This is a genomic window from Bradyrhizobium sp. USDA 4472, from assembly GCF_054058595.1.
In genome coordinates this window covers 5,051,788-5,069,866 of sequence record NZ_JBSSAM010000001.1, presented here as the reverse complement: position 1 = coordinate 5,069,866, position 18,079 = coordinate 5,051,788, and the positions used below count along the sequence as shown (strand labels likewise).

14 protein-coding genes are annotated in these 18,079 nt (G+C 63.2%); 7 read left to right on the top strand and 7 right to left on the bottom strand.

Annotated elements, in window-relative coordinates; genetic code table 11:
• Window positions 1–4 precede the first annotated feature (4 nt).
• Together ACVWZ4_RS23565 and ACVWZ4_RS23560 are read right to left on the bottom strand one after the other, a co-directional pair.
• Window positions 5–874, bottom strand: a complete 870-nt coding sequence (locus ACVWZ4_RS23565; protein WP_456704621.1) for a branched-chain amino acid ABC transporter permease — start codon at window positions 872–874, stop codon at window positions 5–7.
• 164 nt (window positions 875–1,038) lie between these two features.
• Window positions 1,039–2,217 carry an ABC transporter substrate-binding protein gene (locus ACVWZ4_RS23560; RefSeq protein WP_456704622.1) on the bottom strand — a complete coding sequence of 393 codons (1,179 nt, stop codon included), beginning with the start codon at window positions 2,215–2,217 and terminating at the stop codon, window positions 1,039–1,041.
• 619 nt (window positions 2,218–2,836) lie between these two features.
• On the opposite strand from ACVWZ4_RS23560, the gene ACVWZ4_RS23555 reads away from it, so the two are divergent.
• Window positions 2,837–3,130 (top strand): hypothetical protein, encoded by a 294-nt coding sequence (locus ACVWZ4_RS23555; RefSeq protein WP_456704623.1) that lies wholly within the window; start codon window positions 2,837–2,839, stop codon window positions 3,128–3,130.
• Between the two features lie 64 nt (window positions 3,131–3,194).
• Here ACVWZ4_RS23555 and purU read toward each other — a convergent pair whose 3' ends face one another.
• Window positions 3,195–4,058: a formyltetrahydrofolate deformylase gene (gene purU, locus ACVWZ4_RS23550; RefSeq protein WP_456704624.1), complete on the bottom strand. Its 864-nt coding sequence runs from the start codon at window positions 4,056–4,058 to the stop codon at window positions 3,195–3,197.
• Window positions 4,059–4,221: 163 nt separating this feature from the next.
• Between purU and ACVWZ4_RS23545 the strand changes: the two genes are divergently transcribed.
• Window positions 4,222–5,058: a uroporphyrinogen-III synthase gene (locus ACVWZ4_RS23545; RefSeq protein WP_456704625.1), complete on the top strand. Its 837-nt coding sequence runs from the start codon at window positions 4,222–4,224 to the stop codon at window positions 5,056–5,058.
• A gap of 5 nt (window positions 5,059–5,063) precedes the next feature.
• Here ACVWZ4_RS23545 and ACVWZ4_RS23540 read toward each other — a convergent pair whose 3' ends face one another.
• From ACVWZ4_RS23540 to ACVWZ4_RS23530, 3 genes are all read right to left on the bottom strand, one after another.
• The gene (locus tag ACVWZ4_RS23540) at window positions 5,064–6,509 is read right to left on the bottom strand and encodes a DUF5939 domain-containing protein (protein WP_456735729.1); all 1,446 of its coding nucleotides are present in this window, start codon (window positions 6,507–6,509) and stop codon (window positions 5,064–5,066) included.
• A 114-nt stretch (window positions 6,510–6,623) separates the two neighbouring features.
• Entirely contained in the window at window positions 6,624–7,304 is a 681-nt protein-coding gene (locus tag ACVWZ4_RS23535) for a peroxiredoxin-like family protein (protein ID WP_456704626.1), read from the bottom strand.
• A 21-nt stretch (window positions 7,305–7,325) separates the two neighbouring features.
• Window positions 7,326–10,643, bottom strand: a complete 3,318-nt coding sequence (locus ACVWZ4_RS23530) for an adenylate/guanylate cyclase domain-containing protein (protein ID WP_456741332.1) — start codon at window positions 10,641–10,643, stop codon at window positions 7,326–7,328.
• 284 nt (window positions 10,644–10,927) lie between these two features.
• Between ACVWZ4_RS23530 and ACVWZ4_RS23525 the strand changes: the two genes are divergently transcribed.
• Window positions 10,928–12,184, top strand: a complete 1,257-nt coding sequence (locus ACVWZ4_RS23525) for an MFS transporter (protein WP_456741331.1) — start codon at window positions 10,928–10,930, stop codon at window positions 12,182–12,184.
• Here ACVWZ4_RS23525 and ACVWZ4_RS23520 read toward each other — a convergent pair.
• On the bottom strand, window positions 12,181–12,855 hold the full coding sequence (locus ACVWZ4_RS23520; RefSeq protein WP_456704629.1) for a Crp/Fnr family transcriptional regulator: 675 nt from the start codon (window positions 12,853–12,855) through the stop codon (window positions 12,181–12,183). The two genes, ACVWZ4_RS23525 and ACVWZ4_RS23520, sit on opposite strands and share 4 nt — an antisense overlap.
• A 322-nt stretch (window positions 12,856–13,177) precedes the next feature.
• On the opposite strand from ACVWZ4_RS23520, the gene ACVWZ4_RS23515 reads away from it, so the two are divergent.
• The 4 genes from ACVWZ4_RS23515 (at window position 13,178) to ACVWZ4_RS23500 (ending at window position 18,076) form a co-directional block, all read left to right on the top strand.
• Window positions 13,178–13,999, top strand: a complete 822-nt coding sequence (locus ACVWZ4_RS23515; RefSeq protein WP_456735732.1) for an ABC transporter ATP-binding protein — start codon at window positions 13,178–13,180, stop codon at window positions 13,997–13,999.
• Window positions 13,996–15,927, top strand: a complete 1,932-nt coding sequence (locus ACVWZ4_RS23510) for an AMP-binding protein (protein ID WP_456741330.1) — start codon at window positions 13,996–13,998, stop codon at window positions 15,925–15,927. The genes ACVWZ4_RS23515 and ACVWZ4_RS23510 overlap by 4 nt, the downstream gene beginning before the upstream one ends.
• A 178-nt stretch (window positions 15,928–16,105) precedes the next feature.
• A complete protein-coding gene (locus ACVWZ4_RS23505; RefSeq protein WP_456704632.1) occupies window positions 16,106–16,999 on the top strand; it encodes a branched-chain amino acid ABC transporter permease in 894 nt (297 codons plus the stop codon).
• 3 nt (window positions 17,000–17,002) lie between these two features.
• Complete coding sequence (locus ACVWZ4_RS23500) at window positions 17,003–18,076, top strand: branched-chain amino acid ABC transporter permease (RefSeq protein WP_456704633.1); 1,074 nt, start codon at window positions 17,003–17,005, stop codon at window positions 18,074–18,076.
• Window positions 18,077–18,079 lie beyond the last annotated feature (3 nt).

The following is an 18,079-nucleotide window of genomic DNA, read 5'->3' as shown; positions in this document are numbered from 1 at the left end:
GGACTCAACGCGCGGCCGCGCGGCCGAACAGGCCGTTCGGGCGCCAGATCAGGATCACGATCATCATGGTGTAGATCACGAAGGGCCCCATCTTGGGAACGTAATATTTGCCGGCGACGTCGCCGATGCCGAGCAGGAGCGAGGCCAAAAATGGTCCAGTGATCGAGGAAGAGCCGCCGACCGTGACCACGATCAGGAAGTAGATCATGAACTTCAGCGGGAAATACGGATCGAGGCCGAGGATTTCGGCGCTGAGCGCGCCGCCGAGGCCTGCAAGGCCGCAGCCGAAAGCAAAGGTGAAGGCGAACACCTGCGGCACGTTGATGCCGAGGCCGCTCGCGGCACGGGGATCATCGACCGCGGCGCGAAGGCGGCTGCCGAAGCGGGTCTTGGCCAGCACCATCTGGAGGCCGACGGTGAGCAGGCCGCAGATCACGATGATCATCAGCCTGTAGCGGCCGATGCCGACGCCGAACACGTCGAACTGCCCCTGCAGCGCGGCCGGCAGGTTGATGAACACGCGCGATGAACCCTGGATGTAGTCCACGGCCGCGACCGACATGAACGTCAAGCCGATGGTGAACAGCACCTGGTCGAGATGGCTGCGCGCATAGAGGTGCCGGTAGAGCGTGCGCTCGAGCACGATGCCGATCGCCGCGGCCGAGACGAAGGCAAGCGGCAAGGCCGCGAAGAAGGGCCAGCCGTGCTGATTCACCAGCAGCATGCAGACATACCCCCCGGCCATGGCGAAGGCGCCGTGGGCGAGATTGACGAAGTTCATCAGGCCGAGCGTGACCGCAAGCCCGCAAGCGAGCACGAACAGCAGCATGCCGTAGGCAACGCCATCGAACAGGTTGGTGAGGATTGAGGTCATCGGTCGTCGAATATCATCTCAAGTGTGGCCTGTTGCCGTCCTGCACCCCCTCCCCGCTGGCCGCGCAGAGGGCGCTTCAACAACGAAGACTCCCAGAGGAGGAAGCCCTCACCCGGCGCTTCGCGCCGACCTCTCCCGCAAGCGGGAGAGGTCGGAAGAGCGCGTCACTTCTTGGTCTTGCCGAGATCCTTGACGGCTTCGAAGGTCTGGAACTCGACATTGTAGAGTTCGCCGTCGACCTTCTCGACCTTGCGGATGTAGACGTTCTGGATGATGTCGCGCGTCTCCGGATCGATCGAGATCGGACCGCGCGGGCTCTCCCACTTCTGACCCTTCATGGCTTCGACAAGCTTGGTGCCATCCGTGTCGCCATTGGTCTTTTTCAGCGCCGCGTAGATCAGGTGAATGCCGTCATAGCCGCTCACCGCCATGAAGCCCGGACGGCTGCCGAACGCCTTCTTGTAGGCGGCGACGAAGTCCTTGTTCAGCTGCGAGGGATGCGCGGCCGAGTAGATATGCGCGGTCACGGTGCCGAGCACGGCATCGCCCATGTTGTTGAGCAGGTCGTCGTCGGTGACGTCGCCGGGGCCAATCACCTTGATGCCGGCCTTGTCGAGGCCGCGCTCGGCATATTGCTTCATGAAGTTGCCGCCCTGGCCCGCCGGGACGAACACGAAGATCGCGTCAGGCTTGGCATCCTTCATGCGCTGCAGGAACGGCGCGAAGTCGGGGTTGGCAAGCGGCGTCTTGACCTCTTCGACCACTTCGCCGCCACCGGCGGTGAAATGCTCCTTGAAGAAGTTGAGCGCGTCGTTGCCCGGCGCGTAGTCCGAGGTCAGCGTCGCCACCTTCTTGATGCCGTTCTTCACCGCCCAGTCGCCGATGATGGTCGAGGACTGCGCCAGCGTGAAGCTCGTGCGAACGATATAGGGGGAGCGCTCGGTGATGATGGAGGTACCGGCCGCCATTACGACTTCCGGAATCTTGGCCTGCGTCGCGAGGGGCGCGGCGGCGAGCGCCGCCGGCGTCACGCCGAAACCGCCGATGAAATTGACCTTGTCGTTGACGATCAGTTCCTGCGCCGCGGTCTTGGTCTTGTCCGGGATCGCCGCGTCGTCCTTGACGATGATCTCGATCTTCTTGCCGGCGACGGTGTCGCCGTTCTGCTGCATGTAGAGCTTGATCGCGTTCTCGATCTGCTTGCCGGTCGAGGCCTGACCCCCGGTCATCGGCAGGATCATGCCGACCTTGACAGTGTCTTCCGCCTTGGCCGGCGCGACGGCCGCCAGGCTCGCGATGGCGGCCGCTGCTGCGGTCCGTGAGAAAATCCTGCGTTCGAACATCAGATGTCCCTCCCCTTTTTCTTTCGCCTTGAACCGAGTGCCCGGCTCTTGCCTCACCCTAGCTCACAACCAAGCCATGTAGCGCGGCCACATGGCGTCCTCTGCAACCCCGCTGTCAATCGGACGTTCGGCGACCATTCGGCGCAAGCGCGTGACTGGACCGACGACAGCAGAGGGGGAGATGATCTGCGGTATTGAATTACCGAATCTTATTCTCTCTCAGAGGTTTGTACGCTTGTACAAATAAAATGGACCTGTCAACGAAAAACCAACTAGATGCGCGCCCCAGCCGATCGCGACCCTATTGGCATCCTAAGAATCCCCATCGCGATGTGGATGGAGTTTCCAGCCTCTCACTTGCAGAATTTGAACACGCGAGACGCTTGGCCGCTCCGGCGTCCGAGATACCCACGTCTCCAATCTCCGAGGCTGAATACGCAATGTATACTAGAATCGATTCAATCGCCGTCTCAAGGACAAAAATGTCCTATTATAATACCTCGGTTGTATACACCTGAATCGCTCCTCGAAATTGGCCCATTTTACCACTTGAAGGGAGTCCCGCCGCGGGGCTCTGTCCCGCGTCTCATCACCTGCGCCCGACCGCGCACTCTAGAAAATGCTCATGCGCTTCCGTCTGTTTTCGATAGCTGCCGCAGTCGTCCTGCTGGCCCTGAGCCTTGCGGGCTGCGGCACCGTCAACGAGAAGCTCTCGGCCGGCATGGGCGACTACGTCCCGCAATGGGCCGGCGGCCTGCCGGCGGACGCCCCGCCGCGCCCGGGCACGCCGCAATACGATGCCTACATGAAGGAACGCGAGCGCAAGCGGCTGATGCCTGCGGCGGATCGCGAGAAGGAAGAGCAGGCGCAGAAGGGCGCGACGGGCACCACTTCGAGCGATGCGGTACGCTGAGCGGGGCGAATGGCGATAGGCATTGGCGAGCATGCCCCGTTTTCAGTTCGCCACTCACAATTCGCTAGTCCACGAACACCACAGTCTTGCGGCCGTTGAGGATGACGCGGTCATCGAGGTGATATCGGATCGCACGCGCCAGCACTCGGCGCTCGATGTCGCGACCCTTGCGGACGAGGTCTTCCGGCGTATCGCGGTGGCTGATGCGCTCGACGTCCTGGTCGATGATCGGGCCCTCGTCGAGATCGCGGGTCACGTAATGGGCTGTCGCGCCGATCAGCTTCACGCCGCGCTCATGAGCCTGGTGATAGGGCTTTGCGCCCTTGAAGCCCGGCAGGAACGAGTGATGGATGTTGATGCAACGGCCGGACAGATTGGCCGACAGATCATCCGACAGGATCTGCATGTAGCGAGCGAGCACGACGAGATCGGTCCCGGTACTGGTGACGAGATCGAGGATCTGCGCCTCCTGCTCGCGCTTGGTCTCCTTGGTGACAGGCAGATAATGGAACGGGATACCGCCGAAATCGAGCCCTTCATAGACCTCGCGCGGGTGGTTGGAGACGATCGCGGCCAAGGTCATCGGCAATTCGCCGGTGCGCCAGCGATAGAGGATGTCGACCAGGCAGTGGTCGGACTTCGACACCAGCAGCATCACCTTGCGATGCGCGGCACGGTCACGCATCTGCCACTCCATGCCGAAGCGTTCGGCGATCGCAGCGAAGCCGGTCTGCAGCGCGGACAGTTCCACTGCGAGATCGGCCGCGGTGAACACCACGCGCATGAAGAACTTCCCGGTCTCGATGTCGTCGAACTGCTGGGCATCGAGAATGTTCTGTCCGGAATTCGCCAGGAAGGTCGACACCGCCGAGACGATGCCGGGACGATCCGGACAGGACAGGGTCAGAACGTATTGATGATCGGTCATGACTTCTGAAGAAACCGCTCGTGATGACGATTTGGGCAGGCTTCGCGGAACGACCCGCGATTTGCGCCCTGCTCTAGCACCAGGGCGACCCTTGCGCCAATCCCGACGACGGAGTCAGGATGAATCGACGATTGCAATTTGTTTGACTGACCGGAGCACGCCCATGGCCGACCGTTTGAGCGGCACCCGCATCCTGATCCTGGAAAGCCGCGAGGAGGCGCAGTTCTCAAAGCTCCTGGCCGAGCAAGGCGCCGAGGTCGTGCAATGTCCGATGTTCACCATCCAGGATGCGCCGGACCCGGCTCCGGTCGACGCCTGGATTCGCCGCGCCATCGATAAGCCATTCGACGACCTCGTGCTGATGACCGGCGAAGGCCTGCGGCGGATCATGAAGCTCGCCCGCGCGCGCGCCCTCGACCAGGCCCTGATCGCGGCGCTCGCCAAGTCGCGGAAATTCACCCGCGGCCCGAAACCGGGCAAGGCGCTGCGCGAAATCGGTCTCGATGCGCAGCAGACCACGGAGAAGCCGACCACCGAAGGCGTGATCGAGATGCTGGGCAAGCTCGATCTAAACGCGCATCGCCTCGGCCTGCAGCTTTATCCCGACAAGGACCACAGCGCGCTGACCGGCGCGCTGGCCGCGCAAGGTGCAGAGGTCGATACCGTGTTGCCTTATGCCTATGACGCCCAGGCTGCGGACGCCAACATCATCACGGCCATCGACGAGATGGCGGAAGGGCGGATCGATTGCATCGCTCTGACCAATCTCGGCCAGGTCCGCCGCCTGATCGATGCCGCGAAGGCGGGTGGCAGGGAGGCGAAGTTGCGCACGGGCTTGGAGCGGACGCTGATCGCGTCGGTGGGACCCGCAGTTTCGGGCGAACTCGCCGCGCACGGCCTGCGCACGGACGTCTCGCCGGTGGAAGACCACTATTTCATGCGCCCGTTGATCTCGGCGATAGCGGCAGCGCTCGCGAAGAAGCAGGTCGAGGGGACCTAAGTGCCCTACCCGCGCGTGACGCGATACACGCTGGCGTTTCCTTCAACGCCGCGGAGAGGCGCATCAAACACCGCGATTGCGTGCCCGGAAAGGAGATCGCTCACTCCCGGCGCGGAAAACAGCGCTTCCGAGATACAAATCTCGCCGGCATCCGCCAGCGACTGCACACGCGCAGCAACATTCACGGTCTGACCGAAATAATCGAGATTGTCGTTCAGGGTAACGGCGATGGAAGGGCCGCAATGGGCGCCAATCTTCAGAATGATGCTGGGATCGCCATGCTCTGCGTTGTGGCGTTCGATTTCGCCCAACATGTGGAGCGCCGCCGCAACCGCGTCCGTTGGACGAGAGAAAACCGCCATGACCGCGTCCCCGATCGTCTTGACGACGGCCCCGCAATGCTCCTGGATGGTCGCGCCGAGCAAGGCAAAATGTTCCCGGACCAGCGCATAGGCGTTGAGATCGCCGAACCGCTCGTACATGGCGGTCGAACCCTTGAGATCGGTGAACAGCAACGTCACCTGCCGGATACCCAGTCCCTCTCTTTCGTCCACGCGTTCTGATCTGAACAGCCGGCGAAACGTCTGCCTGGCAAGCAACATCCCGCCGGACATGTAGGGATCGAAATCAAGCGGCGGCTTGGTCGCTTGAGCCAGAACCTCAGGCGGCCAATTGATCAGCAGCAAGGAGCCTCGCATCGCTCCGGAGTTCTCGGTCTCGACAATGACGAGTCCCGGCGGGACCGCGGCCAGCGAAGACGAAAAGCGCTGCCCATCGTATCCAATTCGCAGGATTGTCGGCGTGGGTGCCGGCTCGCCAGCCACCGCAACGACGAACGCAGCCTGGGTTTGGATATTGACCCCCGCCAGAGCACCGGGACCGAGCTCGCAGCGAATGGTCGTGGTTGAGTCCGGCGGCAAGAATGAAAGGCCACGAACGAAAGCATGCAAATGGTCGAGAAAGCGGATTTGCTGGCCCGGTATCCGCGCGTCCTTCAGAAATCGAAGCTTCCAATGGAAATCCTCGACCGAAAGGGATTCGGGCTCATGGAACGGAAGCCGCCGCAGTTGCGGCGACACCGTAAACGTGACCTCGATGAAGTCGTCGAGATCGGTTTCGCCTGTGACGTCGCACAAGCCACAGACATAGTGGGTCTTGAGCGTCCGCAAGGCACCGAAGCTATCGAGCACCATGCCGGATTGGGGACAAACAACGTCCCACCTCATCTCGAACAGCCCGCTTCTCGTTGCGTAGAGAAACAGGTCGATGCTTTCCGGCTCCGCTACGGCGCGGTCGCGCGCGAATGCCAGAGGATTGACGCGGTAGAGCGATAAATCGTCACCGCTCCGGATCAGCGTTTCGAATTTGGAGATCACGCGGGGGCTCCAGGGCCGGGCCTGCTCGATCTCGGTCATCTTGCTTTCGAGGAGCCGTTCCTGAATCTGGGTCATTGCACGCCCGGGTCTTTGCCTTCGTCACGCAAACGCCTGGTCGCGGCTGCACCTCGAGCGCGAAGGCTCATGCCCTCTGCGGCCAAGGGCAGCGCGCCAAGCAGCCGTCGACACCTAGCCCGCGACCTGCGCGGCAGCCGACATCAACTCCTGCGGGTTCGGCATCCCGAACATGCGCTGGCCGCCTTCGGGCACTTCAGTAAAGCTCCAGCGTACGACCCCTTCCCGATCGAGCAGGAATTGGCCGAACAACTGGCCGTGGCCGGCAGCCAGCATGCGCTGATCAGCCTCCGTTATTTCGTAGCCGTCCTTGTTGTTGAGGATGTCAGACGCCGCAACCGGATTCATCGGCTCCGGCAATTCGCCCGGCAGATCCATCCGCATGCCCATCACGACGTTCATGCCCACCTTGTGCGGCCATTCAGTCTCGCTCTCGGTAAACTCGAGATTGGGCAGTCCGAACGCGCGGTGCGAGACCCGCTCGGGATCGGACGCAGCGAGCAGATTGGGCAATGGATGATATCTGAAGTAGAGCCGCGCGCGCTCGATCGGCGTGTTGACGACAGTGAGACTTTCAACGCCCTTGTCGCGCAGGGCCGTGTCGAGCTGCGCCTGTGCCGCGATATGGCGGCGGCAGAACGGGCAATGCAGGCCTCGAAACAGGCCGACCAATATCGGACTTTGCCCGCGGAAATCGTCAAGCGCGATTTTTCCTTCGCGCGTAATTGCGTCCAGCACGATGTTGGGTGCGCGATCGCCTGGTTGAAGCGGTCCATCGAAACGACGTTCTGACATGGCTGAACTCCCTCACATGACCTAGTCAAGAAATGGCAGTACAATCAGTCCGGCGGGATCGAGCCCGTGCCTGGTGCAGACATCATCGGCCAGCGCGAAATAGCGCTCGGCTTCGGGCATGTCGCCGCGATCAAGATTCAGTGTCGCAAGACCATCATAGCATGGAAAGAGCTGCTGCGGCTCGCTGGTTTCGCTCGCGACCTCGATCGCCTCATTGTAGCACCGGGCAGCCTGATCGGGCCGGAAGTGGCACTGATGGATTTGCCCGAGTACGATCAGAGGTACGGGGAGATGCTCGCGCTGATCGAGCGCCCGGTCGATCTCGATCGCCTTTTCGGCGGCGGGCACGCCTTCGTCGGTGCATCTATCCGTGAAGGTGCAACAAGCGACGGCAAAATTGGCAAGAAGGCGCGCCTGGAACCCGAGATCGCCAATGCGATGCGCGACATCGAGCCCACGTCGACAAACCTTGATGGCCTGGGCCGGGTCGACAATCGTGTAGAGCACCGCGAGATTGGTGTAGCCGCGGCAGGCCACGTTGAGAAGGCCGGCGGCCTCGGCTGCTGCGACACTTTGCTCCACCTCGCGCACCGCATCCTGGTGTCGTCCAAGCCGCGCCAGCGCAACCGCCTTGGTGTTGAGGGCCTCGGCAACGGCGCGGGCCGCCTCGAGTGCGCCCTGTTCGTCCGCGGCCGCTGGCGCGGATCGGGCGTAGCCAAGTGCCTCGTCCGCCCATCTCGCGGCGGCCACATGATCGCCCATCCGAAAGGCGAGACGGCCGCGCTCCTGGGAGAGGTGTGCCCATTCGATGGGCGCTTCTGTTCCGCCAAGGCGTTCAGCCGCCGCGGCGTAATGCGACTCTGCCTTGATCCGCTTGCCGGCGTCCCACAACAGTCGGCCAAGCTTGCGAAGAATGCGCGCTTCGCCGACGCGATCCGCTGCAGCGCGGTTCCCTTCCAGCGCTCTCTGATAGTGCTCCTCGGCCGTGCTGCGACGACCGGTCGCGCCACAGAGATCCGCGATCCGCTCGTACAGGACAACCCGCTCCGGATCGCATTCGCCGTTGGTCAACAGCACTGACAAGGCCTGTTGATAGAGACGGATGGCATCGTCATTGGCGTAGGTTGCACGTGCTCGATCGCCGGCGGCGCGCAGATAACGCGCGCCCTTTGGCTTGCGCGCGCTGAGGCTGAAGTGATGTCCGAGCAGAATGAGGTCCTCGAGCCGCTCGGGCTCGTCGCCGTAGAGCTGCTCCAGCGCGGCACCAATGCGTCCATGAAGCTCGATCCGCCGCTGCAACAACAGGTTTTGATAGATCACGTCCTGAAGCATCGTCTGCGTGAAACGGTAGCACCGCAGCGAAATCGAATTGGCGCCCGCGACTTCCTCGACAATCTCGGCGTCGCACAGAAGCTCTACTCCCATTTCGACCTTCGCCTGCCCTGTCGCTACTGCCTCGAGCAGGGTCGCATCGAAGCGCGGGCCGATCACCGCAGCCTCCTGCGCCAGCCGCCGCACCTCATGCGGCAGCCGATCGAGCCGCGCCAACAACAGTGCCTGGATGCTCGCCGGGATATCGGCGGCGGCTTCATCCGACTTGATCCGCCACTGCGAACCGTCGCGTTCCAGCGCGCCGGCTTCGATGAGACCGCGGATGATCTCCTCGAGGAAAAGCGGATTGCCGCTCGCGCGCTCCAGGATGCGACCAAACAGATTTCCCGGCGGCTCCCGCCAACCGTGACTGAAAAAAGCCGCGAGCAGCTTTTGTCCGTCGGCATCACCGAGCGGAGGCAATCGGATGGTTGTGTGGCTGATCCGGCCCGAACTGAACTGATCCAGCTCCAGCATTGGCCGATGCGTAAACAACAGCATCAGCCGCGTACGCTCCAACCGGTCCATCAGGAACCGGAGCGCTTCGAGCGACACGGCATCGGCCCAGTGCAGATCCTCGACAATGATCAGAAGCGGCGACAAGGCCAGACGCCGTTCGAAGACGGTCCGGATCGCAAAGAATATCTGCCGCCGGAGCTGTTCGGGCTCGACATGCTGCAATACGACGTCCGCACCGCCGAGACCGAGAACATGGACATAGAGCGGCATCAATCGCTCTGCTTCCGCAGGCGCAAGGCCAAGCTCGGACAGAGCTTCGGCGAGCCGCGCCTCAGCCTCGGCGGCACTGGCCTTCTGCGCGATGCCGTAGGCGCTGCGGAGCACGGCTGCGAGGGTACCGTAGGATTGCTCGCCGAGCGGCGAGCAGACGGCCTGCCGGATCGCCACAGCCTCGAAGCGCTGTTCGTCGCGAATACGAGCGACGAACTCGTTCACGAGGCGCGTTTTGCCGATGCCCGCTTCGCCGACCAGCCGCACCAGTTGCGCCGCCCCGCCGCAGGCGCGATCGAGGCTGCCGATCACGCGGGCAAGCTCGGCATCGCGGCCGATCAAGGGCGCACTGAGACCCAGCGTGTCCAGGCCTCGTGCCGCGCGCGGCATCTCGAGCAGCCCCTTGAGACGATGGACGAGGACGCTGCCCATCTTGCCCTTGAGCGAGACCTCGCCGAGCGATTCATACGCAAATGCATGCCGGGTCAGACGATAGGTCAACGGCCCGACCAGCACCTGGTCCGGCGGCGCCATCGACTGTAATCGCTGAGCGGTATTCACGGTGTCCCCGGTCACCGAGTAGGATTTGGCAACGCCCACACCCAATCCACCCGCAACCACATGCCCGGTATTGATACCGACATGGAGCAGCAGCTGTGAACCGGCGAACGCCCTCACCCGTTCGCTGAGCCGCTCCGTCCGTTTGATCATGTCGATGGCAGCCCGGACCGCCCGCTCCGGATCGTCCTCGTGCGCGGCCGGCGCACCGAACAGCGCCAACAGCGCATCGCCGATGAACTTGTCCACAAAGCCGCCGAAGTCTTGCACGGCCGCCGTCAGTTCCGCGAACAGTTCGTTCTGAAGCGTCTGCATGACCTCGGGGTCGAGGCGTTCGCTCATCGCAGTGAAGCCGCTAAGGTCGGCAAACAGCACGGTGATGGTGCGGCGATTGGCTTCGCTGTCGATCCTGTCCGGCTGCGTTCGAAAGTGCTGTTCAGGGTCCGTTGTCGGCGCCAGCGGCGGTGAGGACGCCCTGATCGGCGCTATCGGCCGGTTCGCCCCCGCCTGGCCCCCCGATTGAAGGGCCTCGCTGACGACGGCGCCACATTTCGGGCAATACGCGAAATCCGGTGCGCAGTCATAGCCGCAGCCGGGGCATGCTTTCGGCTGCTTCGTGCCGCACTTCGGGCAGAAGGCAAAGCCGCTCTGAACCTCAGAACCGCAACCCGCGCACGCCATGCCCAAGACCTTTCGTGGCCCGAGACCGGACCAGCATGGGCTTGACGCGCCAGAAGAGCAAGCGCGCGTCCGGTGTAACCCCTCCCCGGCCCGGGCTCAGCGGGCAGCAATGCTGCGGCTGCACTGGCAACTGATGGATCGCCGCGGCTCGCCAACCCGCACGCAAGCCGCCGCATATCGGCATGCGACAGCGTCAATTGACACGAGCACCATCACCGCTACGTTGCCGAACAGAAGAACAAATAACAAGGGCCGGGAATCGTCGTGAAACCCGTTAACGCATCTTGAGCATACCCCCGAGACCTTCCGCGCTCGCGCCGTTCCGCATCCGCAACTACCGTTTCCAATGGCCCTCGGACCTGCTCACCTCCTGGGCGTTCGAGATCGAGACTCTGGTGCTCGGCTGGTACATCCTGGTCCAGACAGGCTCGGTGCTGCTGCTCACCATTCTCGCGTCGCTGCAATATATCGGGACGCTGATCGCTCCGGTGCTCGGGATGGTCGGCGATCGCATGGGTCACCGCGATCTTCTCGTGGTGCTGCGCCTCGCCTATACGGTGCTCGCCTCGACCATCATGGTGCTGGCGCTGACCGGTCACCTGGCGCCGCTCAAGGTGATGATCATCGTGACGATCATGGGCCTGATCCGCTCCTCGGATCTCGGCCTTCGCAGCGCGCTTCTCGCCGACATCATGCCGGCCGAGCTGCTGGTGGGTGCGATCAGCCTGTCACGCACGACCCAGGACAGCGCGCGCATCGCCGGGGCGCTCACGGGAGCCGGACTGTTCGCGACTTTAGGCATCGGCAAGGTCTATATGGTGATCGCCTGCCTTTATTTTGTGGCCGCTGGTCTGATGCTGTGCCTGGCCCGACCGGCGAAATCCGCCGAGCATCGTGCGGTCGAGGCTCATTCGGGCTCGCGGCTGCTGCGCGATCTCAAGGAAGGCATCGTGTATTCCTGGAACGGGCCGGCGATGCTGGCCGCGCTTTGCGTCGCGTTCCTTGTCAATCTCACCGCGTTCCCGCTGACGAACGGCTTGCTGCCCTACATCGCACGCGACATCTTTCATACCGACCAGACCGGTCTCGGCTATCTCTCGGCGAGCTTCGCCTTGGGTTCGCTGATTGGCTCCGTCACGCTCAGTCTGGTCAGCGGCCTGCGCATCGCCCGGCTCCTGATCGGCGCCACGCTGGCCTGGTACACGCTGCTGCTGGTGTTCGTCGAAATCAGGGCCATGCCGGTCGCGATGGCTTGCCTGGTGCTGGCGGGCGTCGCCCAGAGCATATCGATGATTTCTGCCGCCGTGATTCTGATGCGGACGGCCACCGCGCATCTGCGCGGTCGTGTGATGGGGGTGCGGATGATGGTGATCTACGGCTTGCCGATCGGATTGCTCGCGGCCGGCAGCCTGATCGACATCATCGGCTATTCCGCGACGGGGTCGCTCTACGCCGCCGCCGGCTTCATCGCAATGCTGGCCATCGCCGTCCGCTGGCGCGCCGACCTCTGGCCGGTGCACGCCCCCGCCAATGCACGCTAGTCGCCATATCCGCGCAGCCGCTCGACATTGAGGATGGTGACGCCGCCGTACTCCAGCCGCAGCAGCCCCTCCTTCTCCAACCGGTTCAGCGCGCGATTGGCGTTCTGCCTGGACATGCCGGAGAGCGCCCCGATCTCCTCCTGGGTGATCTCCAGATGTGCGGTCGATTCCGGATAGAGGATCGGATTGAACAGCGAGGCGATGCTCCGGGCAAGCCGGGAGGTCGCATCGAGCGTGCGGTTGACCTCGAGCATGCCGATGAACTGGCCGAGCCGCTCGTTGAGCTGGCGCACCAGGAAGCGGTTGAAGCCGACGCTGTTCTCGAACAGCCACATGAAGGCCGGGCGCTCCATCAACGCGACACGGCTGACGCGCAGCGCGACCACGTCGTAGCGGCGCGGCTCGTTCTTGAGCACGCTCCCCTCGCCGAACCAGGCGCCCGCGGTCAGCCCCGCAAGGCTGGTCTCCTTGCCGTCCCGTGAAACGCCGCCCATGCGGGCCAAGCCGCTTACCATACCGGCCCAATACTCGAATTTATCCCCGCGCATGAACACGGTCTCGCCGGTGCCGTAGGATCGCTCCGTAATGCCGGCGCGGGCCACCTCGATCTCCGCCGGCGTCAGTTCGCGCGACCAGGCGGCGACGCGCTTCAGTTGATCCTCTGAAATCATGATCGAGAGGCCAGCCGCACCGTTTCGTCACTCCATCCATTATTGCATTGCAGCATGATCGCCCCGGCCCACCATCGGACGAAAGATGGGCCGCGGCCGCCCAGAAAAACTTTGTCGCAGAATTGTCAGGCCGGAGACATTTCAAAATAGCGCTTTCCCCTATTGAGAGCCACTTCGGGTGATGCGGCTTTTGATCCCAACGGGGACGAAAGTGGCGCGGCTCCGGCCGGGACCATGTGCTGCATGGCCTCGCCGGCACGGCCGTACGGAGGAACGGACGAAGAGCGCCCCTGAATGCGCCATCACCGGAGGGATTTGCTTGGTGGCTACCAGTCTCGAAGTGCGCGGCGTGTCCTTGCGATTCGGCGGCGTTCGCGCGCTGACCGACATCAGCTTCGCCATCAACGAGGGCGAGCTGTTCTCGATCATCGGCCCCAACGGTGCCGGCAAGACCTCGATCGTCAACTGTATTTCCGGCCGCTACAAGCCGACCGAAGGTCAGCTGTTCTATCAGGGCCGGGACATCACGGGCCTGACGCCGAATGCGCGTCCCAAGCTCGGCATCGGCCGCACCTTCCAGAACCTGGCGCTGTTCCACCACATGAGCGTGCTCGACAACATCATGGTCGGCCGCCATCACCTGCTGAACAACAACTTCCTCACGGGCTCGCTGTACTGGCTCACCGGCGCACGCAAGGAAGAACTCGTGCACCGCCGCAAGGTCGAGGAAATCATCGACTTCCTCGATCTCCAGTCGGTGCGCAAAGCGCAAGCCGGCACCCTCTCCTACGGCCTGCGCAAGCGCGTCGAACTCGCCCGCGCCATGGCGCTGGAGCCGCGCCTCATCCTGCTCGACGAGCCGATGGCCGGCATGAATTTCGAAGAGAAGGAGGACATGGCCCGCTACATCGTCGACCTCAACGAGGAGTTCGGCATGACCGTCGTCATGATCGAGCACGACATGGGCGTGGTGATGGACATCTCCCACCGCGTCATGGTGCTGGATTTTGGCCGCAAGATCGCCGATGGCGATCCCGCCGCCGTGCTCGCCGATCCCCACGTCCGACGCGCTTATCTCGGCGAAGAGGACGAGGCGCTGGTCGATCCTGACGACGCCCCGCCGGCGCAGGAGACCGCGGCATGATGGATTATGCAGGGCGCATCGCGAAGGCCGACACCTATCCGAAGATGCTCCGGCTCAACGCAAGGGAGCACGGCAACGAGATCGCGTTGCGCGAAAAGGATCTCGGCCTCTGGCGTCCCTTCACCTGGAACGAATACCAGACCCGTGTGCGCGAGTTCGCGCTCGGCCTGATCGAGCTCGGCCTTGGCCGCGGCGACGTCATCGGCATCATCGGCGACAACAGGCCGGACTGGGTTGCTGCGGAAATCGCGACCCACGCGATTGGTGGATTGAGCCTCGGGCTCTACCGCGACGTGCTGGACGAAGAGGCCTCCTATCTTCTCAATTACGGCGAAGCCCAGCTCGTCTTCGCCGAGGACGAGGAGCAGGTCGACAAGCTGCTGGCGCTGGCCGAGCGCGTGCCCGATCTGAAGCACATCATCTATTCCGATCCGCGCGGCATGCGGAAATACGACGACCCCAGGCTGATGCCGGCGGAGACCCTCGCCGAGCTCGGCCGCGCCCGCGCCGCCCGCGAGCCGGAGCTCTACGACCGCCTCGTCGACGCAACCAAGGGCGAGGACGTGGCGATCCTCTGCACCACGTCGGGCACCACCTCGCATCCGAAGCTTGCGATGCTCGCCGCCGGCCGCGTGCTCGGCCATTGCGCGACCTACCTCGCTTTCGACCCCAAAGGCCCTGATGACGAGTACGTCTCGGTGCTGCCGCTGCCGTGGATCATGGAGCAGGTCTACGTCCTCGGCAAAGGCCTGCTCTGCCGGATGAAGATCAACTTCGTCGAAGAGCCCGATACGATGATGAACGATCTGCGCGAAATCGCGCCGACCTTCGTGCTCTTTGCCCCACGCGTCTGGGAGTCGATCGCCGCCGATGTCCGCGCCAAGGTGATGGACGCAACGCCGTTCAAGCAGCGCCTGTTCGACATCGGCATGAAGTCGGGGCTTGCTGCGCTCGACCAAGCCAGGCGCTCCGGCTTTGCCGATGCGGTCCTGTTCCGCGCGCTGCGCGACCGTCTCGGCTTCACCCGCCTGCGCTCGGCCGCCACCGGCGGTGCCGCGCTCGGGCCTGACACCTTCAAGTTCTTTCAGGCCATGGGCGTGCCGTTGCGCACGCTCTACGGCCAGACCGAGCTGCTGGGCGCCTACACGCTGCATCCCGAGGGCAAGGTCGATCCTGATACGACAGGCGTGCCGATGGCCGACAGCGTCGAGATCCGCATCGACAATGCCGACGTCCACGGCGTCGGCGAGATCGTGGTGCGGCATCCCAACATGTTCCTCGGCTATTACAAGAACCCGGAGGCGAGCGTCGCCGATATCAGGGACGGCTGGATGCTGTCGGGCGACGCCGGCTATTTCAACGCCAACCGCCAGCTCGTCGTCATCGACCGCATCAAGGATCTCGCCGAGACCTCGCGCGGCGAGCGCTTCTCGCCGCAGTTCATCGAGAACAAGCTGAAATTCTCGCCCTATATCGCCGAAGCCGTGGTTCTCGGCGCGGGCCGCGACGCGCTCGCGGCGATGATCTGCATCCGCTACTCCATCATCTCGAAATGGGCGGAGAAGAACCGGCTCTCGTTCACGACCTATAGCGACCTCGCCTCGCGACCCGAGGTCTACAAGCTGCTCCAGAAAGAGGTCGAGACCGTCAACGCCACGCTGCCGCCGGCCCAACGCATCTCGCGCTTCCTGCTGCTCTACAAGGAGTTGGATGCCGACGACGGCGAGCTCACCCGCACACGAAAAGTGCGCCGCGGCGTCATCAACGAGAAGTACGAAGCCATCATCGACGCGATCTACCGCGGCGCCTCCGAAATCCCCGTCGACACCGTGATCCGCTTCCAGGACGGCACCACACAGCGGGTACGAACCACGCTGCGCGTGGTGGATCTTGGCGGGGGCGGGCACATGGCGGAGGCGGCGGAGTGATGACGCTTTCATCCGAGAATGCTGCTGCCCTTCGCCTCTCCCCGCCTGCGGCAGCCGTATCTCATATGCACTCCGTCATGACGAGCGAAGCCAAGCAATCCAGACCGTCTCCGCGGAAAGATGCTGGATTGCTTCGCTTCGCTCGCAATGACGCTGTGGGTGCGTCAGGAAACCATACATGAACACCGCCTTCCTCGTTCAGCTCCTGGTCAACGGTCTCGTCGTCGGCACGCTCTATGGCGTGGTCGCGATGTCGTTCGTGTTGATCTACAAGGCGACGCAGGTCGTCAATTTCGCGCAAGGGGAATTGCTGCTGGTCGGCGCCTGGGTGTGCTGGGCGCTGCTGGCGAAGTACCAGGTGCCGTTCTGGATCGGCATGCCGATGACGCTGGTGTTCATGTTCGTGTTCGGCATCGCGATCCAGGTCCTGATCCTCAGGCCGATGATCGGCGAGCCCATCATTTCCGTCATCATGGTGACGATCGGCCTCTCCACCGTGCTGCAGGCGACGCTGAAATGGATGTTCGGCGTCAACCCGCAGCCCTTCCCGCGGGTGTTCGAGAGCCAATCGGTCGGCCTGTTCGGGCTGCAGATCCAGACCGTTTACGTCATGAGCCTGGTCGTGTCGGTCGCAATGATGATCGGCATGGCCTGGTTCTTCCGAGCCTCGAAATACGGCCTCGCGATGCGCGCGACCGCGTTCAACCAGCAGGTGGCGCAGTCGCTCGGCATTTCCGTCAAAAGCGTGTTCGCGATGGCCTGGGCGATCTCGGCGACAGTGTCAGCGGTCGCAGGCGTCGTCGTCGCAGTGGTCAACGGCGTATCCTCGGGCCTTGCCGCCTACGGCATCAAGGTGTTTCCCGCGGCAATTCTCGGCGGACTCGATTCGGTCGGCGGCGCCGTGCTCGGCGGCATCATCATCGGCCTGCTCGAGAACGTCGCGCAATATGTCGACAGCGAATATCTGCACTGGGGCAATCTCTACGAGATCGCGCCGTTCTACGTCCTCATCATCGTGCTGATGATCAAGCCCTACGGCCTGTTCGGCACCCACGACATCGAGCGGATCTGATCCATGGCCGGCCCTGCCCTCATTCCCGCTGGTGATTTCCGCACCTCCTACGCGGCCGACACCACGATCTTCCCGACCAGGACCAGCCGCAACTTTGCGATTCTGGGCGTGCTGCTGCTCTGCCTCGTGCCGCAATTCCTCGGCGGATACTGGCTCAGCATGCTGATCCAGATCGGCATCTTCTCGATCGCAGCGCTGGGGCTGAACATCCTGGTCGGATTCACCGGGCAGATCTCGATCGGCCACGCCGCCTTCTTCCTGCTCGGCGCGTTCACGTCCGCCTACATATCCAACAATGCGCCGATCCCGGTGTTCTTCGCGATCCCACTCGCCGGCGTGGTCACCGCGCTGGTGGGACTGATCTTCGGCATTCCCGCGGCGCGGCTGAAGGGCCTCTATCTCGTCATCGCGACGCTTGCGGCGCAATACATCCTGCTCGACTTCTTCTCTCGCGCCGAGTGGTTTTCGGGCGGCTCGGTGCCGGCAAGCGCCGAGCCGTTCTCGATCTTCGGCTACACATTGCGCGGCGACCGGCAATATTTCTACGTCGTGCTGGCCTATGTGCTGGCAAGCTACATCCTCGTCACCAATCTGATGCGAACGCGCGACGGCCGCGCGCTGGTGGCGATACGCGACCATTATCTCTCCGCCGAGATCATGGGCATCAACCTGACCAAGTACCGTACGCTGTCGTTCGGCCTCGCCGCTTTTTTCGCCGGCATCGCCGGCGCGCTCTATGCGCACTACCAGCTCGTGGTGTCGCAGGAGGGTTTCGGCATCGAACGCTCGATCCTGTTCCTGGCCATGATCATCATCGGAGGCACCGGATCGATCATGGGCACGCTGATGGGCACCACCTTCGTGGTGCTTCTGCCTGAGACGATGGAGTTGATCAGCCTTTATCTGAAGGGCGGAGCGATCGACAAGGCGCTGTCACTCAACAACAACATCACCTTCCTGCGCGAGATCGCGATCGGTGTGATCATCATCGTGTTCCTGATGTTCGAGCCTGACGGCCTCGCGCATCGCTGGCGGCAGATCAAGGCATACTGGAAACTCTACCCGTTCTCGCATTGAGCT